This window comes from Streptomyces flavotricini (genome assembly GCF_020639365.1).
GTDB lineage: Bacteria > Actinomycetota > Actinomycetes > Streptomycetales > Streptomycetaceae > Streptomyces > Streptomyces flavotricini.
Genome location: NZ_JAINUL010000001.1, coordinates 6,622,867 through 6,648,889, shown reverse-complemented (window position 1 = coordinate 6,648,889; position 26,023 = coordinate 6,622,867). Strand labels below are relative to the sequence as shown.

Here is a 26,023-nt window from a genome sequence, read left to right as displayed (position 1 = left end):
CGCGAAGTTTCGCGGGTGTGCGAAAGGGTTAAAGGGTTACGTTCGAGGCGAGTTGAGCCGTGACCGCCCGCACCCCGCAAACGCCTCCGGCCGGACCTTGGGGGCAAGGTCCGGCCGGATACGTGAGATTGACGTCAGTCGTTGACGGGGTCTGACCGATCAGCCGAGCAGCGTGCCCAGCTCAAGGGTCGGCAGGCCGTGCGCCTCGGCGACCGGACCGTAAACGACCTGGCCGTCATGGGTGTTGAGGCCCAGCGCGAGCGCGGGGTCACGGCGCAGCGCCTCGACCCAGCCGAGGTTCGCGAGCTGCACGATGTAGGGCAGCGTGGCGTTGGTCAGCGCGTAGGTGGAGGTGTTCGGCACCGCGCCCGGCATGTTGGCGACGCAGTAGAAGACCGAGTTGTGGACCTGGAAGGTCGGCTCGGCGTGGGTGGTCGGACGGGAGTCCTCGAAGCAGCCGCCCTGGTCGATCGCAATGTCGACAAGGACACTTCCGGGCTTCATCTTGGCGACGAGCTCGTTGGTGACCAGCTTCGGGGCCTTCGCACCCGGGATCAGCACGGCGCCGATGACGAGGTCGGCCTCGACGACGGCCTTCTCCAGCTCGTAGGCGTTGGAGACGATCGTCTTGATCTTCGTACCGAAGATCTTGTCGGCCTCGCGGAGCTTGTTGATGTCCTTGTCGAGCAGGGTCACGTGGAAGCCCATGCCGATGGCGATCTGCGCGGCGTTCCAGCCGGAGACGCCGCCGCCGATGACCACGCACTCGCCGGCGTGGGTGCCGGGCACGCCGCCGGGGAGGACGCCGCGGCCGCCGGCCGAGCGCATCAGGTGGTAGGCGCCGACCTGCGGGGCCAGGCGGCCCGCGACCTCGGACATCGGGGCGAGCAGCGGGAGCGCGCGGTTCGCGAGCTCGACCGTCTCGTACGCGATGGCGGTGGTGCCGGACTCCAGGAGGGCGTCCGTGCACTCGCGGGAGGCCGCCAGGTGCAGGTAGGTGAAGAGGGTCTGGTCCTTGCGGAGGCGGTGGTACTCCTCGGCGATGGGCTCCTTGACCTTCAGCAGCAGGTCGGCGGTCGCCCAGACCTCGTCCGCGGTGCCCAGGATCTCGGCGCCGGCCGAGACGTACTCGGCGTCCGTGATCGAGGAACCCACACCGGCGTTCTGCTCGACGAAGACCTGGTGGCCGTTACGGACCAGCTCATGCACGCCGGCAGGCGTGATGGCGACCCGGAACTCGTTGTTCTTGACCTCGCGGGGGATGCCGACCTTCATCGTCGATCACGGTCCTTGGCTCAGGGGATTTTTCGGGGCACTTCCATACATACCCGCCCACAAGAACGCGCAACGGGATGCACCACGGGATGTCGTGGTGAAGCCAGTCTAATGAAGGACGACGCGCTGTCTAGCCTTGCAAACCAATAATCTCAGTCGGAACCACTACGGATTTCGCAGGCTGCGGGGTCGTCTCCCAGCAATCTGTCGGCTGCGGACCGGTGCAGCCTCGCCGCGGCCGGGTCGCCGAGGCGGTCGAGGGTGTCCGCGAGACGCACCTGGAGCGCGGCCTGAAGCCGCAGGTCTCCGGCCCTGCGCGCGAGCTCCACCGCCTCCCGGCAGGTGTGCAGCGATTCCTCGGGGCGCCCGGCGTACTCCTGGATTCGCGCCATCTCGCTCAACGCCTTTGCCTGGCCGGGTACATCGGCCAGCTTCCGGTACCCCGCGGCCGCGGTCCGCCAGCTGCGCAGCGCGTCCCCGTAGCGGCCCGCGTACGTGTGCACGTTGCCGAGCCGTCCGTACAGCCGGGCCTCGTCCGCCCGCTCCCCGCGCGCGAGCGCCTGGGACAGGGCCCGGCCGAACCAGTCGGCGGCCCGGTGCCAGTCCGCGAGCTCCTGGTACGCACCGCCTACGGATTCCATCGCGCGGCCCGTCGCGTACGGGTCGTTCGCCGCCCGACCCGCGTCCAGCGCGGCCCGGTAGCGCTCCAGCGCCTCCTGGGTGCGGCCGGTCTCGGCGTCCAGGTCGGCCAGGTTCAGCAGGGCCGCGGCCTGTTCCCGGTGCAGGCTGCGCCGCTCGGCCACGTCCAGGACCAGCCGGTGCAGCCCGTACAGCTCGGGGGCGGCCCCGGCGGTGCCGCGGTGCTCGGCCAGCGCCCGCACGAGGGCCGCGACCAGCCGGCGGGCCAGGGTGTCCAGCCCGCCGTCGGCCACGGCCAGGGAGGCGGCCGCGGACAGCGCGGGCAGCCGGGTGTCGAGCCACTTGGCGGCGGCCCGCCGGTCGGGGAAGCGCAGCGCGCGCGGCAGCCCTTCCAGCCTCTCGCGTACGTCCGCCCCGTCCGCCCCGTCGTCGTCGGGCTCGGCCATGACCCGGCAGGAGTGCAGCAGGCGTACGGTGCGCTCCAGCATCCGGGCCCGGGCCAGCTCGACCTCGCCGGCGCGCTCCTTGGTCTCCAGCAGGGCCTGGATCAGCGGCACGAGGCAGCCGGGCAGCAGGAAGAGCCCGTCGGAGGCCGGGCGCAGGAGGCCCAGCCCGGCGAAGTCGTCCAGGGTGGACTGGGCGGCGGCCACGGAGCAGCCGGCGAGGGCGGAGGCGGTGTGCGAGTCGACGATCCCGGCGGGGGCGAGCGGCAGCAACCGGAGGGTGCGCTGGGCGGGCTGCGGCAGCGATTCGTAGACGAGGCGGAAGCCGCGGCCGAGCGGTCCGCTGGTGCCCGGCGGCATGTCGTGGAGCTGTTTGGCCACGTCGGAGACGGCAGCCTTGGGGTGCGCGGCGAGCCAGCCGCCGACCAGCGCCAGCGCGGCGGGCTGGCCCCCGCACTCCTCGGCGAGGGCCTCGGCGGCGCACGGGTCGACGGTGATCCGGGTGTCCCCGATGCGCTGGGCCAGCAGCTGGACCCCCGAGGGGGTGTCGAGCCCGCCGAGGGTGCAGGGGCGGACATCCGGAATCCCGGTGAGCGGCCCTTCGGCCGTGATCACGACGAGGCATTCGGGGGTGTCCGGCAGCAGGGCGTCGACCTGGTACGGATCGGCGGCGTCGTCGACGAGCAGGATCGCCTTGCGGTGGGCGAGGGCGGCGCGCAGGGCGGAGCTGAGCTCGTCCTCGGCGGCGCCGGGGGGCGTGGGCTCCCCGAGCCCCTCCAGCAGGGTCCGGATCGCCCGCTCCGTGGTGACGGTCTGCCCGCCGGGGGAGGTGAGGCGGGTGCGCAGGACCCCGTCGGGGTAGTCCTCGCCGACCTCCCGGACGAACGCCTCGGCGAGGGCGGTGCGCCCCGATCCGGGGCGCCCGGCGACGAGCAGCACGCGCGCCCTGGGCGACTTGGCCTTGCGTCCCGAGAGGGTGTCGAGCCCGGTCCGTGCGATGTCCTCGCGCAGCTCCTTGAGCTCACGCCGCCGCCCGACGAAATCCGTCACGGATCCGCTCCTCTCCCTGCCTTCGGGTTGCGAGCGTAGTTCACGCAGAGCGACGACCCGTGTGGAGCGCGGCGGACACATCGCCCAATCGGATCAGCGGATCGTCACACCACGCTCCCACGGGCCCGGAGAGGGAGGATCACACCTCGTACGGGCGGGCCGGCCACGGGGGCTGCGCCGGCCGCAGGGCGTCCAGGCCGCCCGGGGCGGCGAGTGCGGCGGACAGCGCCAGGGCGCCCGTCACCAGGCCCGGGTTGCCCAGCCGGCCCTCCAGGACCCCGCGGACCAGGTCCGCGAGCGGGACGCGGGCGATCTCCATGTCCGCCTCCTCCTCCGAGACCTCGTACCGCTCCCCCTCCGCCTCGGAGAGGCCGCGCGCGAGGAAGATCCGGATCGCCTCGTCCGAGCCGCCGGGGGACGCGAAGAAGTCGACGAGCACCCGCCAGTCCTCCGCCTTGACGTGCGCCTCCTCGTACAGCTCCCGCTGCGCCGCGTGCAGCGGGTTCTCACCGGGTACGTCGAGCAGCCCGGCCGGCAGCTCCCACAGCTTGTGGCGTACGGGGTGGCGGTACTGGCGCAGTACGAGCACGCCGCCGTCCTCGTCGAGGGCCAGCACGCACACCGATCCCGGGTGCACCTGGTAGTCCCGGCGCACCACCGATCCGTCCGGCATCTTCACCTGCTCCGAGCGGACCGCCGTCTTCGCGCCCTCGAACGGGGTCCGTGAGGCGATGACCTCCCACGACTCCCCGCCGTCTGCGATGCCCATGGCCATGACCCGTACCCCGTGCCTTCCGAAAGCGAGACAGAAACGCGCGCAGGACACGTCGCGAGACGCGCCGTGAACGCGACGGCCGGGGCACGATGCGTGCCCCGGCCGTCTACGTTATGCGGTCAGACCGTCACTTGGCCTTCGCGGCCTGCTGGCGCTCCACCGCGGCCTTGACCAGGCCCGCGAACAGCGGGTGCGGCCGGGTCGGGCGCGAGCGCAGCTCCGGGTGGGCCTGGGTGGCCACCAGGTAGGGGTGCACCTCGCGCGGGTACTCGACGTACTCGACGAGCTTGTTGTCCGGGGACGTGCCGGAGAAGACGAGGCCCGCCTTCTTCTCCAGCTCGCCGCGGTAGGCGTTGTTGACCTCGTAGCGGTGGCGGTGGCGCTCGTCCACGTACGCCTGGTCGCCGTAGACCTCGCGCACGATCGAACCCTCGGCGAGCTTCGCCGGGTACATGCCCAGGCGCATCGTTCCGCCCAGGTCGCCCGCGCCCTCGACGAAGGCCAGCTGCTCCTCCATCGTGGAGATCACCGGGTGCGGGGTGGAGGCGTCGAACTCGGTGGAGTTCGCCTCGGCGATGCCCGCCAGGTTGCGCGCGGCCTCGATGACCACGCACTGCAGGCCCAGGCACAGGCCGAGCAGCGGGATCTTGTTCTCGCGGGCGTAGGTGATCGCGCCGACCTTGCCGTTGACACCGCGGTCGCCGAAGCCGCCGGGCACGCAGATCGCGTCCACGTCGGACAGCTGCGCCGCGGCGCCGGCCGGGGTCTTGCAGTCGTCGGAGGTGACCCACTTGATCTGGACGCGGGCCCGGTTGGCGAAACCGCCGGCGCGCAGCGCCTCGGTGACCGACAGGTAGGCGTCGGGCAGGTCGATGTACTTGCCGACGAGCGCGACCTTGACCTCGTGGTCGGGGTTGTGGACCCGGTCCAGCAGGTCCTCCCACACCGTCCAGTTGACGTCGCGGAACGGCAGGTCGAGCTTGCGCACGACGTAGGCGTCGAGGCCCTCGGTGTGCAGCACCTTCGGGATGTCGTAGATCGACTTGGCGTCGATCGCCGCGACCACGGCCGCCTCGTCGACGTCGCACATCAGCGAGATCTTGCGCTTGATGGAGGTCGGGACCTCGCGGTCGGCGCGCAGCACGATGGCGTCGGGCTGGATGCCGATGTTGCGCAGCGCCGCGACCGAGTGCTGGGTCGGCTTGGTCTTCAGCTCGCCGGAGGGGCCGATGTAGGGCAGCAGCGAGATGTGCACGACGAAGACGTTGTCGCGGCCGACCTCGTGGCGGACCTGGCGGACGGTCTCCAGGAACGGCAGCGACTCGATGTCGCCGACGGTGCCGCCGACCTCGGTGATGACGACGTCGACGTCCGCGGTCGCCATGCGGCGGATGCGGTGCTTGATCTCGTTGGTGATGTGCGGGATGACCTGCACGGTGTCGCCGAGGTACTCGCCGCGCCGCTCCTTGGCGATGACCTGCGAGTAGACCTGGCCGGTGGTGACGTTGGCCGAGCCGTCGAGGTCGACGTCGAGGAAGCGCTCGTAGTGGCCGATGTCCAGGTCGGTCTCGGCGCCGTCGTTGGTGACGAACACCTCGCCGTGCTGGAAGGGGTTCATCGTGCCCGGGTCGACGTTCAGGTACGGGTCGAGCTTCTGCATCGTGACCCGCAGGCCGCGCGCCTTGAGCAGCGCACCCAGGCTGGAGGCCGTCAGGCCCTTGCCGAGGGACGAAGCGACACCCCCGGTGACGAAGATGTGCTTGGTCGTCATGGCTGTGCTGTTTCGAAAAGCAGCGGGCGGCGTCGCCAAGAGGGGGCTCCCGTGGTCGCGAAGGTGAGGTGCGTCCGGCGCCGGCCACCGTCGAACCGGAGGCTCTCAGGGGGCGCCGAAGCTGCGGTTTCGGGGCTCCTGATTTGCACAGGCAGACCACCGGTCCACGGGGTACCAGCCTATCAGCGCCCGGGCCCGTCCGCCTCCGGCCACGCGCCGCCACGACTGCTCGACGCAGCGCCACCGATCGCCGCGGGGCCGGTCACGCCCTCATTCACCCAGGTCACCCGTTCGGACTAGACACATTGTCCTCAGACTTCAGGAGATCACTAGGGTGCCGTCATATCCTGCTCGGATATCGCATCACATCGCCGCCGAGCAGTCCGGCAGACGGCGTAACCCGGCCGCATCCGGAATCATGAGCTCAGTGCGGGGATCCATACCCACGGGACCGCGCAACCGCGCAATGCAAGCGCCCTTCGGGGCGGACGTGGCCGTTCGACTGGGAGATCTAACGTGTCCGGGCGCATCGAGGATTACGCACTGATCGGGGACATGCAGACCGCCGCGCTGGTCTGCCGGGACGGATCGGTGGACTGGCTGTGTCTGCCCCGTTTCGACTCCCATGCCGTCTTCGCGAGCATCCTCGGAACGGAGGATCACGGCTTCTGGCGCATCGGCCCGGCGTTCCCCGGGGGCGCCGCGGCCCCCGCGGCGACCCGGCGCCGCTACCAGGGCGACTCGCTGATCCTGGAATCGGAGTGGGACACGCCGCGCGGCACGGTCCGCGTGACCGACTTCATGCCGCCCCGCGAGGACCACGCACCGCAACTGGTGCGCATCGTCGAGGGCGTCAGCGGCCGCGTCCCGATGCGCTCCGCACTGCGCATGCGCTTCAGCTACGGCCGGGTCGTGCCCTGGGTGCACAAGGTCGACGGGCGCACCGTCGCCGTCGCGGGCCCCGACTCCGTCTGGCTGGACACCGACGCGCAGACGTACGGCAAGGACCTGACGACGTACTCCGACTTCACCGTCGGCCCCGGCGACCGCAAGGCCTTCTGCATCAGCTGGCAGCCCTCCCACAAGGGCGCCCCGGACACCCCCGACGCGCAGGAGGCGCTGGCGACCACCGCCGCGTTCTGGCGCGAGTGGGTCGACCACTGCACGTACCACGGCCCCTACCGCGAAGCCGTGATCCGCTCCCTGATCACCCTCAAGGCGCTCACGTACGGCCCCACCGGCGGCATCGTCGCCGCGCCCACCACCTCCCTCCCGGAGGAGATCGGCGGCGTCCGGAACTGGGACTACCGCTACACCTGGCTGCGCGACGCCGCGATCACCCTCTCCTCGCTGCTGCGCACCGGCTACCGCGAGGAGGCCCAGGCCTGGCGCGAGTGGCTGCTGCGCGCGGTCGCCGGGGACCCGGAGAACCTGCAGATCATGTACGGGATCGCGGGCGAGCGGGAGCTCGGCGAGACCGAGCTGGACTGGCTGCCCGGGTACGAGGGCTCCCGGCCGGTCCGGGTCGGCAACGGCGCCGCGCACCAGCTCCAGCTGGACGTGTACGGCGAGGTCACCGAGGCCCTGCACCTGGGCCACATGACGGGCCTGGCGCGCAACGACTACGCCTCGGTGCTCCAGCTGAAGCTGATCCGCTACCTGGAGGAGCACTGGGACCAGCCGGACGAGGGCATCTGGGAGGTGCGCGGCCCGCGCCGCCACTTCGTGCACTCGAAGGTGATGGCGTGGGTGGCCGTGGACCGCACGATCAAGCTGATCGAGAGCGGCGACGCGGACGGCCCGCTGGAGCGGTGGCGCGAGATGCGCGACGAGATCCACCAGGACGTGTGCGAGAAGGGCTACGACAAGGAACGCAACACGTTCACGCAGTCGTACGGATCGAAGGAACTGGACGCCTCGCTGCTGCTGATCCCGCAGATGGGCTTCCTGCCGCCGGACGACAAGCGGGTGATCGGGACGATCGAGGCGATCCAGCGCGAGCTGTCGACGCCCGACGGGTTCATCCTGCGCTACCCGACGACGGGCGGCGAGGCAGGCGTGGACGGCCTCGAGGGCGACGAGGGGGCGTTCCTCGCGTGCTCGTTCTGGATGGCGGACGACCTCGCGATGATCGGCCGGGTCGACGAGGCGCGCCAGCTGTTCGAGCGGCTGCTGGCGCTCCGCAACGACCTGGGGCTGCTGGCGGAGGAGTGGGACCCGCGCCTGCAGCGCCAGGTCGGCAACTTCCCCCAGGCCTTCAGCCACGTCCCCCTGATCGACACGGCGCTGCGTCTGACGGCGAGCGGGGCGTACGGGGGCTAGGCGACGTCTTTCCTGCGGGCCGGGGGCGCGGGGGGCGGCGCCCCCGGCTCCCCGCGCCCGGCAGGCCGGCCCCGCCTACGCTGGAGAGGTCCCGTGCCTCCTCCGGAAGGAGGGCCTCAGCCATGGCTCCCCCGTCAAAGGCCGGCCAGGCCCTGACCGCGCTCCGCGAGGATCTGGCCGGTGAGGTCTTCGCCCCGGGCGATCCCGGGTACGACGAGGCCCGGTCGGTCTTCAACGCGATGATCGACCGCCGCCCCGCGGTCATCGCCCGGTGCGAGAGCGAGGCGGACGTCGTCACCACCGTCCGCTTCGCCCGCGATCTGGACCTGCCCGTCGCCGTACGCGGCGGCGGCCACAGCGTCGCCGGGATGTCCCTCAACGACGGTGGCGTGGTCGTCGACATGCGCGGCATGCAGGAGGTCACGGTCCATCCCGGGGCGAAGGCCGTACGCGTCGGGGGCGGCGCGGTGATGAGCATGCTGGACCGCGCCTGCCAGCCGTACGGGCTCGCCACCACCGGCGGCCGGGTCTCCACGACGGGCGTCACCGGATTCACCCTCGGCGGCGGCTCCGGCTGGCTGGACCGCAGGTTCGGGCTGGCCGTGGACAACCTGCTCGGCGTGGACCTGGTCACCGCCGACGGCAGCACGCTGACGGCGACCGCCGAGGACAACCCCGAGCTGTTCTGGGCCCTGCACGGCGGCGGCGGGAACTTCGGGGTCGCGACCTCGATCACGCTGCGCCTGCACGAGCTGCCCGAGTTCGCGATCTGCCTGCTGCTCTACCCGGTGGAGGCCGGCCCCGAAGTCCTGCGCACCTACCGCGAGATCATCGAGAACGGTCCCGCCGAGGCGGGCGGCGGCATGATCTACCTGACGGCCCCGCCGGAGCCCTTCGTACCGGAGCACCTGGTGGGGACCCTGATGGCGGGCGCGCTGCTCACGTACGCCGGCGGCGAGGAGGCGCTGCGCGGGCTCGCCGCACCGCTGCTCGCGCTGCCGCACGAGGTGGAGGTGCTCACCGCCCTCCCGTACGCGGACTTCCAGTGCATGCTGGACGATCCGCCGGGGCTGCGGAACTACTGGTCCGCGGAGTACCTGACCGGTCTGCCGGACGAACTCGTCAGCGTCTTCTGCGCGCTCGGCGACGTGATGCCGGCGGGCGGGACCCAGCACGTGCTGTTCCCGCTGGGCGGGGCCATCGCGGACGGGCCCTCGGAGTTCCCCGTTCCGTACCGGGACTCGCCCTGGGCCGTGCACCCGTTCGGCATCTGGGAGGACCCGGCCGAGGACGAGCGGGCCGTCTCGTGGGTGAAGGACGTCCGCGCCCACGTGCAGCCGTGGAGCAGCGGCGCGGTCTACCTCAACTTCACCGGCGACGAGGGCTCCGAGCGTGTGGCCGCCGGTCTCGGCGCGGAGAATCTGGCCAGGCTGGGCGCGGTGAAGCGGGCGTACGACCCCGACAACGTCTTCCGCTTCAACCACAACATCAAGCCGGCCTGACCCCCTGGTAGCGTCCCGCGACATGGACAACCAGGGCGGGATCACCGTTCAGCGGGCGCTGGAGCTGCCCGGACTGCGCAGCGGGCTGCCGGAGGTGGTGGCCTGCGCCGACCGCCTGGGCCGGACCGTGCGCTGGGTGCACGCGGGCGAGGTGCCGAACATCGCGTCCCTGCTCAAGGGCGGGGAGCTGCTGCTGACCACGGGGCTGGGCCTCGGGACCCGGCCCGCCGAGCAGCGTGCCTTCGTACGACGCCTCGCGGACCGCGGGATCGCCGCGCTGGTGGTCGAACTGGGTCCGCGCTTCACCCGGCTCCCGGCGACGCTCGTCGAGACGGCGCGGGCGGCCGGTCTGCCCCTGGTCCAACTGCACCGCGAGGTGCCGTTCGTGGCGGTCACGGAGGAGGTCCACACCGAGATCGTCAACCACCACTACGCCCTGCTCCAGCGGGCCGAGGAGGTGCACCGGCGGTGTACCGAGGCCCTGCTCAGCGGTGGTGGGATCCCCCAAGTCCTGCACATCCTGGCCGATTTCACCGGTAATCCGGTGTTCCTGGAGACCCCCGACGGGCAGCTCCTGTACGCGGCGGGCCCGGTCTCCGGGGAGGCCGCGGCGGACCCGCTGCAGGTCTGGGAGGGGCTGCGGGGGCAGCGCGAGGCGGAGCCGTCGGCCAACGCGGTCCTGATCGACGTCCCGGGCGGGGGCCACGGCACGGGCTCGGTCCGCGCCAGGGTGGTGCTGCTGGGCGTGTCGGCGCCGCTGCTGCCCGTCCACCGGATGGCGGCGGAACGGACGGCGGGGGTGCTGGCGGTCGTACTGATGCAGGCGCGGCAGGAGGACGAACTGGCGGCACGCGGCCGCGGCGATTTCCTGACGGACCTGGCGGAGGGCCGCATCTCGGCGGAGGACGCCCCGGCACAGGCCCGCGTCCTGGGCTTCAAGCCGGGCGCGGGCCCTCTCCTGCCGGTGGTCATGCGGCTGTCTTCCTCCCTGGGCCCGTCGGGCGACTGGGCGGTGCTGGCGAGGGCGGTCCTGGAGGAGCTGAGCTCGGTGGGCGTCCCGGTCCTCCTGGGCGTGCGCCCGGTGGAAGGCCGGGTCCCGCTCCTGGTCTCGCTCCGCTCGGAATCGGAACGCACGACGGTGGCGGACCGCGTGGCCGCCGCCCTGCGGGCCGGTGTGGAACGGGCCGGCCTGGACCGCGCGGCGGCCCCGCCGGCGGTGGTGGTGGGCGTGGCGGGCGGCTGGGCCGCCGCCTCTGCAGGCCTGCGCCACGCTGCGGAGACCGCCACGGCGGCGCACGGCCTCCCGGCCCGGCCCTGGTACGACGCGCGGCGCCTGGACATCGACCTGCTCCTGTGGCGGCTGCGCGAGCACCCCGACCTGGCGGCGTTCGTGGACCGCGCGATCGGCGCCCTGCGCGTGCACGACGCGGCGTCCCGCCCCCCGCTCCTGCCCACCCTGGAGACGTACTTGGCCCACGCGGGCCGCAAGGCGGAGACGGCACGCGAGCTCCACCTCAACCGCCAGACCCTGTACAACCGGCTGGCCCGCATCTCGGAGCTCCTCGGCACGGACCTGGACGATCCGGAGACGGTCCTGTCCCTGAGCCTGGCCCTCCGCGCCCGCCGCCACACGCCCTCTTGACGCCCTCCCCGCACCGCTCGGGCCCGGCGGCCCTCCCGGGCTCCGCCGGGCCGCGCCGCCACGGGGTGCCGAGCGGCACGCGGAAGCCGGCCCCGGGGGCTATCTGCGGCGGTCCATCAACTCGTCGTAGACCGACAGGATCTGGGCCACCGTGTCGTCCTCCGATGGCCAGGTGGTCGCCTGGGCGCGGCCCGCGGCACTCAGGGCGGCGCGGCGGGGCGGGTCCGCGAGGAGGTCCGTCACCGCCGAGGAGAGTGCGGCCGCGTCCCCGTACGGGACGAGCACCCCCGCGTCCCCGATCAGCTCCGGTACGCCACCGACCGCGGTGGCGACCAGCGGTACCCCCGCCCGCAGGGCCTCCTGCGCCAGCAGGGAGCGGGCCTCCCACCGGCTCGGCAGGACCGCCACGTCCGCCGCCCCCAGCAGTTGCGCGGCATCCCGGCGCCGCCCCAGCAGCCGCACCGGCAGCCCCTCCGCCTCGATCCGCCGGGCCAGTTCGGCCCGCTGCGGGCCCTCCCCCGCGATCACCACCAGCGGCAGCGGCTCCAGCACCCGCCACGCCCGCGCCGCGTCCAGCAGCACCGAGTAGCCCCGGTGCTCCACCAGGCTCCCGACGGCGATCAGCAACGGCCGCTCCACCGCTCCGAGTTCCGCCCGCACCTTGCCGGGGTCCGTCCCGGCGTCGGGTCCGGCCGGCGCCACCGGTACGGCCACGGGCGCCAGCCGCGCGTCCCGCGCGCCCCGCGCCCGTGCCAGGTCCACCTGGTCCGAGGAGGCGCCCAGCACCACCGCCGCCGCCCGCGCCACGTGCCGTTCCAGCACCCGCCCCAGCCGTCCGAACGTCCCTTCGGCGGCCGGCCCGCCGCCCTGCCAGGTCACCACCAGCGGCACCCGGCGCCCGCGCAGCGCCAGCGCGGCCCTCGCCCCGGCCCGCACCCCGTGCGCGTGCACCACGTCCGCCCCGGCGCACACGGCCCGCAGCGCGCTCACCGCGTCCGGTGTGAACTGCGCCCCCGCTCCGGTGAAGTCGTACTCCCCCTCCGCCTCCACGGGCGCGCACACCGTGACCCGCACCCCGCGCGCGGCGAGCCCGGTGGTCAGCGACCGTACGTGCGCGCTGCTGCCCGCGCCCGCGCCGCCGAGTACCTGGACGGTGCGGAGCGGCGGCCGCCCGTACGGCTGCGGGGGGACCGGGATCGAGACCGGGGAGCTGCTCACGGGCCGAGGCTCCAGGGTGGGTGAGGGAGGCAGAGTCGTCGCCCAGGATGCCAGTCCGCACGCACGTTCCGGGACCATACGGGTACGGATCCCGCGCGAGATACCGCCACACGCCCCCGAGCCTCACCCACACGGCCTAACGCCCCGCCCTCCGGGACCGGTTGTCAGTGGTGCCTGAAACCCTGGACGCCATGGACACAAACTTACGAACCCCGGGCGGATGCGGCGGATGAGCAAGAAGAAGACGGGGAAGAAGCGGCGGGGCGGGAGCCGGAGCGGCACCGGCACCGGCACCGGCACCGGCAAGCCGATCGCGATCTACCACGACATGGCGGTGTACGAGGATTTCGAGCGCGCCGCGCAGCGGATCTTCCTCATGGTCCGGTCCGCCCGGCTCCGCTTCCCCGGCACGCCCCGCATCCTCTACCTCGACGTCCAGGGTCACCGGAACGCCGCGGGGGGCTACGACGGCGACGCCCTGGAGCTGATGCAGGAGTTCACCCTCGGCTATCTGATGCCGTTCCTCACCGAAGCGCGGACCCCGCTCCTCCATGTCGCCAACCCGAGGCCGCAGCGCGACGACCTTCCGCAGGCCCTGCTGATCGGGCCGCCGGAGGACGGCACCAGTCACGAGTACGATCACGCCGGCCTTCCCCTGAGGCCGCGTGAGCACGCCCCGGCCGACCGCAGGTCACCGCCCGGCGTCAAGGCCATAGCCGAGTACCTCGGCATGAGCGAGGCCTGCTGCCTGATCTGCTGGGCCACCCCGGTCGAGCGCGCGCACGTGGTCCCCGCCTCCCTCGGCGGCTCCATGGACGTCAGGAACTTCGCGCTGCTGTGCCGCGAGCACCACCAGGAGGCGCCCGATGTCGCCGACGCCGAGAGTTTCTGGGCCTGGGTCGACTACGCGGAGCTGCGGGACGGCGGATCCAAGTGGCTGCAGGCCTCGGAGGAGGAACAGGCGCGCCTGCGCGCGCTCGGTGTGAAGGTGGGGCTGCCCCCGCGCCCCGCGCGGACGTTCTTCGCCGAGGTCAAGGACGAGCTGCGGCGGCTGTACGGGTGGTCCGACGAGGACTTCGCGCAGGCGGACTGGCCCCGCCTCATGGAGGAGTTCCACGTGGTGCTCGACACCGCCACCGGCCGTCATTTCTCCGTCGACAAGAAGGCGTCGACCTACGCCTGGGCCTACGACATGGCCCGCAGACGGATCGCCGGCGAGGAGTGACGGTGGGGGCCTTCCGCGGCGGCACGCCGGAGAAGGCCCCGCACGAGTCCTACGCGTCCGCGCGCGCCGCCGCCAGGAGTTCCTCGGCGTGCGCCCGGGCCGAGACCGAGTCCTCGTGGCCCGCCAGCATGCGCGAGAGCTCGCGGACCCGGTCCTCGCCCTCCAGGACCTTGACGCCGCTCCTGGTCACCGATCCGTCGTTGGTCTTCTCCACCAGCAGCTGCCGGTCCGCGAAGGCGGCCACCTGCGGCAGGTGCGTGACGACCACGACCTGAGCCGACTTGGCCAGCTTCGCGAGCCGCCGCCCGACCTCGACGGCCGCCTTGCCGCCGACGCCCGCGTCGACCTCGTCGAAGAGGTACGTCGGCACCGGGTCGGAGCCCGCGAAGACGACCTCCACCGCCAGCATCACGCGCGACAGCTCACCGCCCGAGGCACCCTTGGCGATCGGCCGGGGCTGGGCGCCCGGGTGCGGGGCCAGCAGCAGTTCGACCTCGTCCGTGCCCGAGGGCCCGTACGCGACCGGACGGCCGTCGACCTCCACCCCCTCGGGGTCCTCCACCTGCCGGATGTCGATCGTCACCCGCGCGTGCGGCATCGCCAGCGACGCCAGCTCCTGCGTGACGGCCGAGGCGAACCGCGTCGCCGCCTCCACCCGCGCGTCCGTCAGCGCCTGTGCCAGCAGGGACAGTTCGGCCCGCAGACCGTCCCGCTCGGCGGTCAGCTCGGTGATCCGCTCGTCGTCGCCGTCGAGTTCCAGCAGCCGCGCCGCACCGCGCTCGGCCCACTCCAGGACGGAGTCGATCGAGTCGCCGTACTTGCGCGTGAGCTGGGTCAGCGCCGCCCGCCGCTCCTCCACCGCGGCCAGCCGCAGGGGATCGGCGTCCAGGTCGTCCGCGTATCCGGCCAGTTCCCCGGCCACGTCGGCAAGGAGGATCCCGAGTTCCCCGATCCGCTCCGCGAGCGCGCCGAGCGCCGGGTCGTGCGACCGTACGGCGTCCAGGGCCCGGTGCGCGCCCGCGACGAGCGTGTTGGCGTCGACGCCCTCCGGGTCCTCGACGTCCCCGGCGAGGGCCGCGTGCGCGATCTGCGCCGCCGAGGCCAGCGATTCGGCGTGGCCGAGCCGTTCGGCCTCGGCCGCCAGCTCGGCGTCCTCGCCGGCCAGCGGCTCCACGGCCGCGATCTCCTCCAGGCCGAAGCGCAGCAGGTCGGCCTCCTGGGCCCGTTCCCGGGCCCGGGTGGTGATCTCGTCGAGTTCGACGGCGACCGCGCGCAGCCGCCGGTAGGCGGACCCGTACTTCTCCAGCGGTACGGCGACGGCGTCGCCCGCGTACCGGTCGAGGGCCTGGCGCTGCCGGGCCGGGCGCAGCAGCCCCTGCTGGTCGGTCTGCCCGTGTACGGCGACCAGGTCGTCCGCGAGTTCGCCGAGCAGGCCGACGGGCACGGACCGGCCGCCGACGTGGGCGCGCGAGCGCCCCTCGGCGGACACGGTCCGGCTGATCAGCAGGGCCCCGTCGTCGAGCTCGGCCCCGGCCTCCTCGGCCCGTAGGGCGGCGGGCGCGCCGGGGCGCAAGACGATGCGGCCCTCCACGACCGCCGCCTTGGCCCCGATCCGCACCAGGGCCGGGTCGGCGCGACCGCCGAGCAGCAGGCCGAGGCTGGTGACGACCATCGTCTTGCCCGCGCCGGTCTCGCCGGTCACCGCGGTGAAACCGGGCGACAGCTCGACCACCGCGTCGTCGATGACCCCGAGCGACCGTATCCGCATCTCCTCAAGCACGGGACGACGATACCGAGGTTTCACCTATGCCATGTGACGTCACCCGCGGGGAGTTTCCCGAACACGTGTGCTATTGGGTGGGCTCTCAGTGCGGCGCCCCGCGCCACCCCGACACCGGCAGCGCGAACTTCGCGACCAGCCGGTCCGTGAACGACGCGTGGTGCAGCCGGGCGAGCCGCACCGGCACCGCACCCCGCCGGACCTCCACCCGGGCCCCGGCCGGCAGCTCCAGCATCCGGCGGCCGTCGCACCACAGCACCCCGTGCGGGACGCCCTGCTGCACCTCCACCGCCAGCACCGAGTCCGGCGAGGTCACCAGCGGCTTCGCGAACAGCGCGTGCGCGCTGATCGGCACCATCAGCAGCGCCTCCACCTCCGGCCAGACCACCGGCCCGCCCGCGGAGAAGGCGTACGCCGTCGAACCGGTCGGGGTCGCGCAGACGATCCCGTCGCAGCCGAAGCCGGACACCGGGCGCCCGTCGATCTCCAGGACCACTTCGAGCATCCGCTCGGGGGACACCTTCTGGACCGCGGCCTCGTTCAGCGCCCAGTCCCGGTGGATCACGTCGCCGTTCGTCCGTACGAGCACGTCGAGGGTCATCCGCTCCTCGACCTCGTACTCCCGCGTCACGACCCGGTCCACGACCTTGTCCAGGTCGTCCCGCTCCGCCTCCGCGAGGAACCCCACCCGGCCCAGGTTCACGCCGAGCATCGGCACCCCCGAGCCGCGCGCGAACTCGGCGCCGCGCAGCAGGGTCCCGTCGCCGCCCAGCACGATCAGCAGCTCGCAGCCCTCGAGCACCGCGGGGGTGCACTCGGACACCAGCTCCACCTCGGGCGGCAGCGGAAGGTCCCGCGCCTCGTACTCGACGACCCGTACGCCCAGGCCGTTCTTCAACAGTCCCTGCACGACCAGCTCGGCGCTGCGGATGGCCGCGGGCCGCCCGGTGTGCGCGAGCAGGAAGACGGTCCGCCCCTGCCCCGGAACGCCCGGGTCCGCGTCGTGCGCGTTGTTCCAGTTGTTCGTAGTGTCCGACGACCTGTCCGCTGAATCAGTCACTGAGGCCCCTCCGCCACTGCACGGTCCACATCCGCCGGGTCGAGTGCCGGTGCCCCCGCCCGCAGCCACAGAAAGTACTCGACGTTCCCCGACGGACCCGGCAGCGGACTCGCGGTCACCCCGAGCACGCCCAGCCCCAGCTTCGCCGCCCGGGCCGCCACCTCGCGCACGGCCTCCGCCCGCAGCTCCGGGCTGCGCACGACGCCGCCGCTGCCGAGCCGGTCCTTGCCGACCTCGAACTGCGGCTTGACCATCAGCACCAGATCCGCGTCCGGCGCGCAGCAGCGCACCAGGGCCGGCAGCACCAGGCCGATGGAGATGAAGGACAGGTCGCCGACCACGAGGTCGACCGGAACCCCGTCGAGCTGCTCGACGGTCAGCTCGCGGACGTTCGTACGGTCCTTGACGGTGACCCGGTCGTCGCTCTGCAGCGACCAGGCGAGCTGCCCGTAGCCGACGTCGACGGCCATGACGTGGGCCGCGCCCGCGCGCAGCAGCACGTCGGTGAACCCGCCGGTGGAGGCGCCCGCGTCCAGCGCGCGGCGGCCCTCCACGGCCAGCCCCTGCGGCTGGAAGGCCGCGAGCGCGCCGGCCAGCTTGTGGCCGCCCCGGGAGACGTAGTCGGGGTCGCTGTCGTCCTTGAGGACGACGAGGGCCGCGCTGGTCTCGACCTGGGTGGCCGCCTTGGTCGCGGTGGCGCCTGCGACGGTCACCCGGCCCGCGGCGATCAGCTGGGCGGCGTGTTCGCGCGAGCGGGCCATGCTGCGGCGTACCAGTTCGGCGTCCAGGCGGCGGCGTGCCACTCCTGCCACGTTCGGTTCAGCTCCTGTTTTCGTACGGTCCGGGGACGGGCGGTGCGTCCAGCGCGGTCAGCGCGTCACGCAACCCCCTGTGCACATCCTCGTACACCGCGACGTGTCCGTCCGCCGTGAGGCGGTCGGCGTCGGCCAGCCGCTCCAGGTGCGCGTCCACTCCGGCGTGGCCGGTGGGCGTACGGACGAGGCCCAGGGGCTCGGGCGCCGCCTCCCCGCAGGCCTCCGGTGCGTCCGCCGCCTCCGCCGCGCGCGGTACGTCCGCCGCGTCCCCCGCCTGCGGTACCTCGGCCATGTCGTCGGTCATGCCCCGACGCTACCCCGAAGCACCCGGGCGGCCACGCACGGCTCTGCGGTACGGTCGAGATCACGATGGCTACGATCGATGAGTGCCGAGCCGCACTCGACAGACTCTCCGGCAACCTCGCACGGGCCGACGGCGGCGTGCGCGGCGCCGCCGCGATGGACCGCTCCCTGAGCTGTCACATCACCGACCTCGACCGGACCTTCACCGGCCGCCTCGAAGACGGCCGGATCCGGGTGGACGCGGTCTCCCCCGGCCCGCCCGCCGCGAAGGCCGAGATCCGGCTCGCGATGACGGGCGACGACCTGGTGGCGATGGTCGCGGGCGAGCTCAAGTTCGCCAAGGCCTGGGCCTCCGGCCGGGTCCGCCTGGAGGCCGGCTTCCGCGACCTGCTCCGCCTCAAGAGCCTGCTGTAGTCCCCGTCAGCAGCCCGGCCGACGGCTTCGGCTTGCGCGCGGCCGGGATCACCAGCGGGGTGCCCGTCTCCGGGTCGTCGATGATCTGGCAGCGCAGGCCGAAGACCTTCTCCACCAGCTCCGCCGTGACCACCTCGGCCGGCGGCCCCTCCGCCACGACCTCGCCGCCGCGCATCGCGATCAGGTGCGTGGCGTAGCGGGCCGCGTGGTTGAGGTCGTGCAGCACGGCCACCAGGGTCCGCCCCTGCTCCTCGTGCAGCTCGGCGCACAGGTCGAGCACGTCGATCTGGTGCTGGATGTCCAGGTACGTGGTCGGCTCGTCCAGCAGCAGCAGCGGCGTCTGCTGCGCCAGCGCCATCGCGATCCACACCCGCTGGCGCTGCCCGCCCGACAGCTCGTCCACCGAGCGGTCAGCGAGCTCGGCGACCCCGGTCGAGGCCATCGACTCCAGGACGATCCGCTCGTCCTCCGCCGACCACTGCCTCAGCAGCCCCTGGTGCGGGTACCGGCCGCGGGAGACCAGGTCGGCGACCGTGATCCCGTCCGGCGCGATCGAGGACTGCGGCAGCAGCCCCAGCGTCTTGGCGACCTTCTTGGCCGGCATCGACCCGATGGCGTGCCCGTCCAGCAGCACCTGCCCCGCGGACGGCTTCAGCATCCGCGACAGGGCGCGCAGCAGCGTGGACTTCCCGCACGCGTTGGGCCCGACGATCACCGTGAACGAGTGGTCCGGGATCTCCACCGACAGGTTCTCGGCGATGACCCGCTGCTCGTAGCCGAGGGTCACGTTCTGCGCGGTCAGCCGCTGCACCTGCGTACTCCTTGAGTTGCTCGTGTCCGTGCTCATATACGTCCCGCCTTGCGCTCGGTGACGAGCAGCCAGAGCAGGTAGACGCCGCCGACCAGCCCGGTCACCACGCCCACCGGCAGCTGGTCGGCGCCGAAGGCGCGCTGCGAGGCCCAGTCGGACACGAGCAGCAGGACGGATCCCATCAGCGCGCCGGTGAGCAGGTTCGACCCGGGCGAGCGGGTCAGGCGCCGGGCCAGCTGGGGCGCGGCCAGGGCGACGAAGGAGATGGGGCCGGCGGCCGCGGCGGCCGCGGTGGTCAGCAGGACCGCCGCCAGCATCAGCAGCATCCGCGTACGTTCCACCCGCACCCCGAGGGCGTACGCGGCGTCGTCGCCCATCTCCATCATCCGCAGGGCCCGGCCCTGTCCGAGGACCAGCGGGAACAGCACCGCGCAGGTCGCCAGCAGGGGCCAGACCTGGCTCCAGTCCCGGCCGGCGAGCGAGCCGGTCAGCCAGACCATCGCGCGGGTGGCCTCGACGAGCTGGGCCTTGGTCAGCAGGTAGTTGATGACGGCGACGAGCATCGCGGAGGTGCCGATGCCGACCAGCACCAGCCGGTAGCCGTGGATGCCGCGCCGGTACGACAGCAGGTAGACGAGGGCGCCCGCGAGCAGGCCGCCCACGAGCGCGCCCGCGGCGACCGCCGTCGCGCCGCCCTTGAACAGGACGATCACGGTGAGCGCGCCGACCGCCGAGCCGTAGCTGAATCCGAGCAGGTCCGGGGAGCCGAGCGGATTGCGGGAGACGGACTGGAAGACGGCGCCGGCCATGCCGAGCGCGGCGCCCACCAACACGGCGACCAGCACCCGCGGCAGCCGCAGGTCGTTGACGATGAAGTCGTTCGCCGGGGAGCCGTTGCCGAGCAGGGTCTGCACGACGTCCCACGGCGCGATCTCGAAGTCGCCGGTGCCGATGAGGACGACGGCCATGGCCAGCGCCGCAGCGGTGAGCAGCAGCCCGACCGCCAGCGCACGCGGCTCCATCCGCAGGGACAGCCCGCCGGGGCCGCGCAGGGCACGGGATCCGGGCTTGTCCGCCCGAAGGTCGACGGTCACAGCTGGGCCATCCTCTTGCGCCGGACGAGGTGGATGAAGACGGGTCCGCCGATCAGCGCGGTGACGATGCCGACCTGGAGCTCGGCGGGCCGGGTGACGACCCGGCCGATGACGTCCGCGCCCAGCAGCAGCACCGGGGAGAGGACCGCCGAGTAGGCGAGGACCCACCGCATGTCGGGACCGGTGATGATCCGCACCAGGTGCGGGATCATCAGCCCGATGAAGACGATCGGCCCGCAGGCTGCGGTCGCCGCCCCGCACAGCAGCGTGATGGCCACCATCGCGCCGATACGGGTCCGCGTCAGGTGCGCGCCGAGGGCCCGCGCGGTGTCGTCGCCCATGGCCATCGCGTTGAGCGGCCTGCCCAGGCTGAGCGCGATCACCGCGCCCACCAGCAGGAACGGAGCGACCTGCCGGACGGTGTCCATGTTCGCGGAGGCCAGGGAGCCCACGGTCCAAAAGCGCAGCTTGTCCAGCGCCTTGCTGTCCATCAGCTGCACGGCGTTGATGTAGCCGACCAGGGCCGCGCTGGCCGCCGTACCGGCGAGGGCGAGCCGCACCGGCGTCGCGCCGCGGCTGCCGCCGAGTACGTAGACCACGACGGAGACGACGGCGGCGCCGAGGAAGGCCCACCAGACGAACTCGCTGAGCGTGGAGGCACCGAGGAAGGTGATCGCCGAGACCACGGCGGCCGCGGCGCCCGCGTTGACGCCGAGGATGCCGGGCTCGGCCAGCGGATTGCGGGTCAGCGCCTGCATCACGGCGCCGGAGAGGCCGAGGCCGAGCCCGACCATCAGCCCGAGGAGGGTGCGCGGTACCCGCAGATCGCGCACCACCACGTCGGAGGGCGTCCCCGCGTAGTGGAACAGGCCGTGCCAGACCTGGTCGAGGGGCATCTGCTTGGCGCCCACGGCGATGCTCGCCACCGCGATCAGGGCCAGCACCGCGAGGGCGCCGAGCAGACCGGCGGCGCGCGCGGCGTGCCGCGGGCGGATGGCGGCGACCGGCGCCGCGCTCTGTTCAGGGGGACTCTCGACCAACACGAAAGTTAGGTTAGCCTACCCTGCGCCCGAACTGGCCCTGAGGATCCGGGGATCCCCTCGAACCACGCACGACGGCGTCCCGGGCGCGGCCGCGGCGGGGGGCCCGGGTCGGGTCGGCGCGGGGAGGACCCGCGAACGACCCTCCCCGCGCCGCCCGGCACGGCCGCTCTCCGGGCGGACGGCGCTGTGTGGCGAAGACCCCCTACAGCCCGATCCGGGCCAGCGCCTTCCCCGCGTCCAGCGTGCACGAGCCGTCCCCGGCCTGCGTCCACGCGGCCGCGCACAGCGCCCGCAACGCGTCGACGCAGCCGTTCGGATCGCCCTCGCCCCGCAGTTCCAGTACGCCCGCCGCCGCCACCGCGGTCCAGCCCCCGCACCGGAAGCCCTCCCCCGACGCCACGACCTCCGGCTGCCCCGTCAGCAGCCCGCGCAGGTCCCGGTCCACGTAGGTCGGCCGGTGCGCCGGCTCGGCCCGCAGCAGCTGCGCCCCGTCCGTCACCCCGGTCAGCACCAGCAGCGAGTCCACGTCCCCGTTGAACGCGCCCTCGATGTCCGTGTCCAGCCGGTCCCCGACGACGAGCGGCCGCTCCGCCCCGGTCCGCAGCACCGTCTCCCGGTGCATCGGGGGCAGCGGCTTCCCCGCCACCTGCGGCTCCGCGCCCGTGGCGATCCGTACGACCTCCACCGCGGCCCCGTTGCCCGGCCCGATTCCCCGCGCCCCGGGGATCGTCAGATCGGTGTTCGACGCGAACCACGGCACCCCCCGGTGGATCGCGTACGAGGCTTCCGCGAACCGCGACCACGGCAGATCCGGGCCCCCGTACCCCTGGACGACCGCCGCGAGACCCTCCTCGTCGGCGGACTCCACCGGTACGAGCCCCCGCTCGCGCAGCGCGACCCGCAGCCCCTCCCCGCCGATCACCAGCACCTTCGACCCCGGCGCCACCTGCTCAGAGATCAGCCGGGCCACCGCCTGCGCCGAGGTGATCACCTCGCCGGCCTCGGTGGGGATCCCCAGCTCGCCCAGGTGCTCGGCGACCGCCTCCGGTGTCCGCAGCGCGTTGTTCGTGACGTACGCGAGGTGCATCCCGTCGGCCCGGGCCGCGGCCAGGGACTCCGCGGCGTGCCCGATCGCCTCGCCGCCCGCGTACACCACGCCGTCCAGGTCCAGCAGGGCCGTGTCGTACGCCTGGTGCAGGCTGCGCTCGCTGCCCGCCGGACTCGTCCTGCTCTGCCGGGTCATCCTGTCGGCTCCCTGTCCGCTCGATCCTCGACGGTCCGTCCGTCGCATCCGTCCGCCCGTGACCGATACCGAACGCATGCGACTTGCGGTCTTCCTCACCCGATCATCCCGCATCGCGAGACGCGTCTTACCATGCACCAATGACCACATCTGGTACCGCGGACGACGGGCTGCGCCTGATCCCTTTCCATGGACTGCGCTACGTCCCGGAGCGTGTCGGCAGCCTGGCCGCCGTCACCTCACCGCCGTACGACGTGGTCGTGCGGCCCGACGGCGTCGACCACCTGGAGTCCGCCGACCCGCACAACATCGTCCGCCTGATCCTCCCGCAGGCCGGCACCCCCGCCGAGCGCAACGAACAGGCCGCGCACACCCTGCGCGACTGGCTCTCCAAGGGCGTCCTCAGCGCCGACCCCGAGCCCGCGCTGTACGTCTACGAGCAGCGCAAGGGCGGCGTGCTCCAGCGCGGCCTGATCGGCGCCCTGGCCCTCTCGAAGCCCGACGCCGGCATCGTCCTCCCGCACGAGGACGTCATGCCCGACGTGGTCACCGACCGGGCCGGCCTGATGCGGGCCGCTTCGGCCAATCTGGAGCCCCTCCTGCTCACCTACCTCGGCGGCGACCCCGCGGCCGGCGCGACGGCGGTCGTCGAGCGGACCGCCGCCCGCCCGCCCCTGCTGGCCACCACCACCGAGGACGGCTTCCGGCACCGGCTGTGGGCCATCACCGACCCCGCGGACCTGGCCGCCGTCACCGCCGACCTCGGCCACCGCCAGGCCCTCATCGCCGACGGCCACCACCGCTGGGCGACGTACCTGCGCCTCCAGGAGGAACACCAGTCCCCCACCGACTGGGACTTCGGCCTGGTCCTCCTCGTCGACACCGCCCGCTACCCCCTCCAGGTCCGCGCCATCCACCGGATGCTGCGCCGCCTCCCGGTCGCGGACGCCCTGGCCGCCGTGACGGGCCACTTCCTGGTCCGCCCGGTCGACGGCCCGCTGCCGCTCGCCCTGGAGGCGCTCGGCGACGCCGCGGAGCGCGGCAACGCCTTCCTCCTGGCCGGCGACGGCACTTTCCACCTGGTCACCGACCCGGACCTGGACCTCCTGGAGCGCACCGTACGGCACGACCGCCCCGAGGCCTGGCGCCGGCTGGACGCGACGGTGCTGCACGCGACGCTGCTGGACGCCCTGTGGCAGATCCCGGACACCCCGGACCAGATCACGTACATCCACGACGCGGCGGCCACCGTCGCCATGGCGGAGCGGCACGGCGGCACGGCGGTCCTGCTGCACCCCGTACGGGAGGAAGTCGTCCGGAACCTGGCCCGCCAGGGCGTCACGATGCCCCGCAAGTCCACGTCCTTCGGCCCGAAGCCGGCCACGGGCCTGGTCCTGCGCAGCCTCGACTGACGCGATCGGCCGGGCCGGGCCGATCGCGGACACGAGAAAGGGCGGTACCCCGGCCGGGGTACCGCCCTTTCTCATGAGAGCCGGTTCAGCGCTCAGGCCTTGTCGCGGGCCTGCGCGTCGTCCTCGTCCTCGACGACGACGATCTCGTCGGTGAGGTCGACGTCGGCGTCCGCCTCGGCGGACCGCTCCAGAGGCTCGTACTCCTCGTCGTCCTCGTCGTAGTACTCGGCCTGGTCGGAGGCGCGCTCGGCGGCGGCCACCTCAGCGGAGTCCTGCTCGTCGTCCTCGTCGTCCTCGTCGTCGATCTCGTCGATCTCGTCCGGCTCATCGCCGCCGAGCGCGTCGACGAACTCGACGCCGTCCAGCTCGGCGAGCCGGTCGGAGGCGTCCATCGCCCCGTCCTTGTCCGCCTCGACCGTCTTGGCGAACCACTCGCGCGCCTCGTCCTCACGGCCGGCCGCCAGCAGGGCGTCCGCGTAGGCGTACCGCAGACGCGCGGTCCACGGCTGGACGGAGTTGGAGGCCAGCTCCGGGCTCTGCAGGGTCACGATGGCGGCGTCCAGCTGCCCCATGTCCCGGCGCGCACCGGCGGCGACCAGGCGCATCTCGACCTGGCCGGCCTTGTCCAGCTTCTGCACCTCGGGCTCGCCGGCCATGGCCAGCGCGCGCTCGGGGCGGCCGAGGCCGCGCTCGCAGTCGGCCATGACGGGCCACAGCTCGACGGAGCCGGTCATGCGCTTGGCGGCGCGGAACTCCGCGAGCGCCTCGCTGTACTTCTGCGTGGCGTACGCGGCGAAGCCGGCGGCCTCGCGGACGGCGGCGACGCGGGAGGCCAGGCGCAGGGCGATCCGCGAGTACGCGTACGCCTGCTCGGGGTCCTCGTCGATCAGCCGGGCCACCATGACGAGGTTCTTGGAAACCTCTTCGGCCAGGCCCTTGGGCAGGCTCAGGAGTTCCTGGCGCACGTCGGCGTCGATCTCGAGGCCGGTGACGTCCTCGTCGATCGGAAGGCGCTTGACCGGGTCCCGGTCGCGGTCCGCACGGTAGTCACGGTCGCCGCCGCGGTCGTCGCGGCCGCCACGGTAGCCGCCACGGTCGCCACCGCGGTCGCCACCGCGGTCGTCACGGCCACGGAACCCGCCACGGTCGCCACCGCGGTCGTCGCGGCGGGGGTAGGACGGGCGGTCGCCGCCACGGTCGTCACGGCCGCCGCGGAAACCGCCGCGGTCGCCACCGCGGTCGTCGTCGCGACGCGGGTACGAGGGGCGCCCGCCGCGGTCGTCGTCACGACGGGGGTACGAGGGGCGGTCGCCACCGCGGTCGTCACGGCGGAAGCCGCCGCCACCGCCGGAGGGACGCTCACCGCGGTCGTCACGGCGGGGGTAGGACGGGCGGTCGCCGCCACGGTCGTCACGGCCGCCGCGGAAGCCACCGCGGTCGTCATCGCGACGGGGGTACGACGGACGGTCGCCACCGCGGTCATCGCGGCGGAAGCCGCCACCGGCAGGCCGCTCGCCCCGGTCGTCACGGCGGAAACCGCCACCGGCAGGCCGGTCGTCGCGACGCGGGTACGAGGGACGCTCACCGCGGTCGTCGCGGCGGGGGTAGGACGGGCGGTCGCCGCCACGGTCGTCACGGCCGCCGCGGAAACCGCCGCGGTCGTCGTCGCGACGCGGGTACGAGGGGCGCCCGCCGCGGTCGTCGTCACGACGGGGGTACGACGGACGGTCGCCACCGCGGTCGTCACGGCGGAAGCCGCCGCCACCGCCGGAGGGACGCTCACCACGGTCGTCACGGCGGGGGTAGGACGGGCGGTCGCCGCCACGGTCGTCACGGCGCGGGTAGGACGGACGGTCCTCGCGGCCGCGGAAGCCGCCGCCGGTCGGGCGGTCGCCACCGCGGTCGTCACGGCGGAAGCCGCCGCCACCGCCGGAGGGACGCTCACCGCGGTCGTCACGGCGGGGGTAGGACGGGCGGTCGCCGCCACGGTCGTCACGGCCGCCGCGGAAGCCACCGCGGTCGTCGTCGCGACGGGGGTACGAGGGGCGGTCGCCACCGCGGTCGTCACGGCGGAAGCCGCCGCCACCGCCGGAGGGACGCTCACCGCGGTCGTCGCGGCGGGGGTAGGACGGGCGGTCGCCGCCACGGTCGTCACGGCCGCCGCGGAAACCGCCGCGGTCGTCGTC

General features: G+C 73.4%; 20 protein-coding genes. 6 read left to right on the top strand and 14 right to left on the bottom strand.

The window, feature by feature from the left end:
• Positions 1 to 159 precede the first annotated feature (159 nt).
• The 4 genes from ald to pyrG form a co-directional block, all read right to left on the bottom strand.
• Positions 160 to 1,275: an alanine dehydrogenase gene (gene ald, locus K7B10_RS30330; RefSeq protein WP_229340919.1), complete on the bottom strand. Its 1,116-nt coding sequence runs from the start codon at positions 1,273 to 1,275 to the stop codon at positions 160 to 162.
• Positions 1,276 to 1,427: 152 nt separating this feature from the next.
• Positions 1,428 to 3,488, bottom strand: coding sequence for a tetratricopeptide repeat protein (locus tag K7B10_RS30325; RefSeq protein ID WP_229340917.1), 2,061 nt, complete (start codon positions 3,486 to 3,488; stop codon positions 1,428 to 1,430).
• A gap of 58 nt (positions 3,489 to 3,546) precedes the next feature.
• Positions 3,547 to 4,176 (bottom strand): NUDIX domain-containing protein, encoded by a 630-nt coding sequence (locus K7B10_RS30320; RefSeq protein ID WP_229340915.1) that lies wholly within the window; start codon positions 4,174 to 4,176, stop codon positions 3,547 to 3,549.
• Between the two features lie 133 nt (positions 4,177 to 4,309).
• Entirely contained in the window at positions 4,310 to 5,953 is a 1,644-nt protein-coding gene (pyrG, locus tag K7B10_RS30315; RefSeq protein WP_229340913.1) for a CTP synthase, read from the bottom strand.
• A 555-nt stretch (positions 5,954 to 6,508) separates the two neighbouring features.
• On the opposite strand from pyrG, the gene K7B10_RS30310 reads away from it, so the two are divergent.
• The 3 genes from K7B10_RS30310 to K7B10_RS30300 all read left to right on the top strand — a co-directional run bounded on the left by K7B10_RS30310 (position 6,509) and on the right by K7B10_RS30300 (position 11,419).
• Positions 6,509 to 8,275 (top strand): glycoside hydrolase family 15 protein, encoded by a 1,767-nt coding sequence (locus tag K7B10_RS30310; protein WP_229345526.1) that lies wholly within the window; start codon positions 6,509 to 6,511, stop codon positions 8,273 to 8,275.
• A 122-nt stretch (positions 8,276 to 8,397) separates the two neighbouring features.
• A complete protein-coding gene (locus K7B10_RS30305; RefSeq protein WP_229340911.1) occupies positions 8,398 to 9,777 on the top strand; it encodes an FAD-binding oxidoreductase in 1,380 nt (459 codons plus the stop codon).
• A gap of 22 nt (positions 9,778 to 9,799) precedes the next feature.
• Complete coding sequence (locus tag K7B10_RS30300; protein ID WP_229340909.1) at positions 9,800 to 11,419, top strand: PucR family transcriptional regulator; 1,620 nt, start codon at positions 9,800 to 9,802, stop codon at positions 11,417 to 11,419.
• 99 nt (positions 11,420 to 11,518) lie between these two features.
• On the opposite strand, the gene K7B10_RS30295 is transcribed toward K7B10_RS30300, so the two are convergent.
• A complete protein-coding gene (locus tag K7B10_RS30295) occupies positions 11,519 to 12,637 on the bottom strand; it encodes a glycosyltransferase family 4 protein (protein WP_229340907.1) in 1,119 nt (372 codons plus the stop codon).
• Between the two features lie 229 nt (positions 12,638 to 12,866).
• Between K7B10_RS30295 and K7B10_RS30290 the strand changes: the two genes are divergently transcribed.
• A complete protein-coding gene (locus tag K7B10_RS30290) occupies positions 12,867 to 13,862 on the top strand; it encodes an HNH endonuclease (RefSeq protein ID WP_229340905.1) in 996 nt (331 codons plus the stop codon).
• A 49-nt stretch (positions 13,863 to 13,911) separates the two neighbouring features.
• Here the strand turns inward: K7B10_RS30290 and recN are convergent, their stop codons facing one another.
• The 4 genes from recN to K7B10_RS30270 all read right to left on the bottom strand — a co-directional run bounded on the left by recN (position 13,912) and on the right by K7B10_RS30270 (position 17,821).
• Entirely contained in the window at positions 13,912 to 15,630 is a 1,719-nt protein-coding gene (gene recN / locus K7B10_RS30285) for a DNA repair protein RecN (protein ID WP_229345524.1), read from the bottom strand.
• A gap of 97 nt (positions 15,631 to 15,727) precedes the next feature.
• Positions 15,728 to 16,702 (bottom strand): NAD kinase, encoded by a 975-nt coding sequence (locus K7B10_RS30280; RefSeq protein ID WP_308284646.1) that lies wholly within the window; start codon positions 16,700 to 16,702, stop codon positions 15,728 to 15,730.
• Positions 16,699 to 17,514 (bottom strand): TlyA family RNA methyltransferase, encoded by an 816-nt coding sequence (locus K7B10_RS30275; protein WP_229340903.1) that lies wholly within the window; start codon positions 17,512 to 17,514, stop codon positions 16,699 to 16,701. The genes K7B10_RS30280 and K7B10_RS30275 overlap by 4 nt, the downstream gene beginning before the upstream one ends.
• 7 nt (positions 17,515 to 17,521) lie before the next feature.
• On the bottom strand, positions 17,522 to 17,821 hold the full coding sequence (locus K7B10_RS30270; protein WP_229340902.1) for a hypothetical protein: 300 nt from the start codon (positions 17,819 to 17,821) through the stop codon (positions 17,522 to 17,524).
• 65 nt (positions 17,822 to 17,886) lie between these two features.
• On the opposite strand from K7B10_RS30270, the gene K7B10_RS30265 reads away from it, so the two are divergent.
• Positions 17,887 to 18,234 (top strand): SCP2 sterol-binding domain-containing protein, encoded by a 348-nt coding sequence (locus tag K7B10_RS30265; protein WP_229340900.1) that lies wholly within the window; start codon positions 17,887 to 17,889, stop codon positions 18,232 to 18,234.
• Here K7B10_RS30265 and K7B10_RS30260 read toward each other — a convergent pair.
• From K7B10_RS30260 to K7B10_RS30245, 4 genes are all read right to left on the bottom strand, one after another.
• On the bottom strand, positions 18,218 to 19,081 hold the full coding sequence (locus K7B10_RS30260) for an ABC transporter ATP-binding protein (protein WP_229340898.1): 864 nt from the start codon (positions 19,079 to 19,081) through the stop codon (positions 18,218 to 18,220). The two genes, K7B10_RS30265 and K7B10_RS30260, sit on opposite strands and share 17 nt — an antisense overlap.
• Positions 19,078 to 20,067: a FecCD family ABC transporter permease gene (locus K7B10_RS30255; protein WP_229345522.1), complete on the bottom strand. Its 990-nt coding sequence runs from the start codon at positions 20,065 to 20,067 to the stop codon at positions 19,078 to 19,080. The genes K7B10_RS30260 and K7B10_RS30255 overlap by 4 nt, the downstream gene beginning before the upstream one ends.
• A 68-nt stretch (positions 20,068 to 20,135) precedes the next feature.
• A complete protein-coding gene (locus tag K7B10_RS30250) occupies positions 20,136 to 21,182 on the bottom strand; it encodes a FecCD family ABC transporter permease (protein WP_372481485.1) in 1,047 nt (348 codons plus the stop codon).
• 202 nt (positions 21,183 to 21,384) lie between these two features.
• Positions 21,385 to 22,425, bottom strand: a complete 1,041-nt coding sequence (locus K7B10_RS30245; RefSeq protein WP_229340896.1) for an HAD-IIA family hydrolase — start codon at positions 22,423 to 22,425, stop codon at positions 21,385 to 21,387.
• A 140-nt stretch (positions 22,426 to 22,565) separates the two neighbouring features.
• Between K7B10_RS30245 and K7B10_RS30240 the strand changes: the two genes are divergently transcribed.
• The gene (locus K7B10_RS30240; RefSeq protein ID WP_229340894.1) at positions 22,566 to 23,837 is read left to right on the top strand and encodes a DUF1015 family protein; all 1,272 of its coding nucleotides are present in this window, start codon (positions 22,566 to 22,568) and stop codon (positions 23,835 to 23,837) included.
• Between the two features lie 92 nt (positions 23,838 to 23,929).
• On the opposite strand, the gene K7B10_RS41355 is transcribed toward K7B10_RS30240, so the two are convergent.
• On the bottom strand, positions 23,930 to 24,802 hold the full coding sequence (locus K7B10_RS41355; RefSeq protein ID WP_308284692.1) for a tetratricopeptide repeat protein: 873 nt from the start codon (positions 24,800 to 24,802) through the stop codon (positions 23,930 to 23,932).
• Between the last annotated feature and the right edge of the window lie 1,221 nt (positions 24,803 to 26,023).

Excerpts from the sequence above, each read along its gene's own strand:
- ald (WP_229340919.1), bottom strand. The coding sequence starts at position 1,275 with ATGAAGGTCGGCATCCCCCGCGAGGTCAAGAACAACGAGTTCCGGGTC.
- K7B10_RS30325 (WP_229340917.1), bottom strand. The coding sequence starts at position 3,488 with ATGTGTCCGCCGCGCTCCACACGGGTCGTCGCTCTGCGTGAACTACGC.
- K7B10_RS30320 (WP_229340915.1), bottom strand. The coding sequence starts at position 4,176 with ATGGGCATCGCAGACGGCGGGGAGTCGTGGGAGGTCATCGCCTCACGG.
- pyrG (WP_229340913.1), bottom strand. The coding sequence starts at position 5,953 with ATGACGACCAAGCACATCTTCGTCACCGGGGGTGTCGCTTCGTCCCTC.
- K7B10_RS30310 (WP_229345526.1), top strand. The coding sequence starts at position 6,509 with ATGCAGACCGCCGCGCTGGTCTGCCGGGACGGATCGGTGGACTGGCTG.
- K7B10_RS30305 (WP_229340911.1), top strand. The coding sequence starts at position 8,398 with ATGGCTCCCCCGTCAAAGGCCGGCCAGGCCCTGACCGCGCTCCGCGAG.
- K7B10_RS30300 (WP_229340909.1), top strand. The coding sequence starts at position 9,800 with ATGGACAACCAGGGCGGGATCACCGTTCAGCGGGCGCTGGAGCTGCCC.
- K7B10_RS30290 (WP_229340905.1), top strand. The coding sequence starts at position 12,867 with ATGAGCAAGAAGAAGACGGGGAAGAAGCGGCGGGGCGGGAGCCGGAGC.
- recN (WP_229345524.1), bottom strand. The coding sequence starts at position 15,630 with ATGCGGATACGGTCGCTCGGGGTCATCGACGACGCGGTGGTCGAGCTG.
- K7B10_RS30270 (WP_229340902.1), bottom strand. The coding sequence starts at position 17,821 with ATGACCGACGACATGGCCGAGGTACCGCAGGCGGGGGACGCGGCGGAC.
- K7B10_RS30265 (WP_229340900.1), top strand. The coding sequence starts at position 17,887 with ATGGCTACGATCGATGAGTGCCGAGCCGCACTCGACAGACTCTCCGGC.
- K7B10_RS30260 (WP_229340898.1), bottom strand. The coding sequence starts at position 19,081 with ATGAGCACGGACACGAGCAACTCAAGGAGTACGCAGGTGCAGCGGCTG.
- K7B10_RS30255 (WP_229345522.1), bottom strand. The coding sequence starts at position 20,067 with ATGGAGCCGCGTGCGCTGGCGGTCGGGCTGCTGCTCACCGCTGCGGCG.
- K7B10_RS30245 (WP_229340896.1), bottom strand. The coding sequence starts at position 22,425 with ATGACCCGGCAGAGCAGGACGAGTCCGGCGGGCAGCGAGCGCAGCCTG.
- K7B10_RS30240 (WP_229340894.1), top strand. The coding sequence starts at position 22,566 with ATGACCACATCTGGTACCGCGGACGACGGGCTGCGCCTGATCCCTTTC.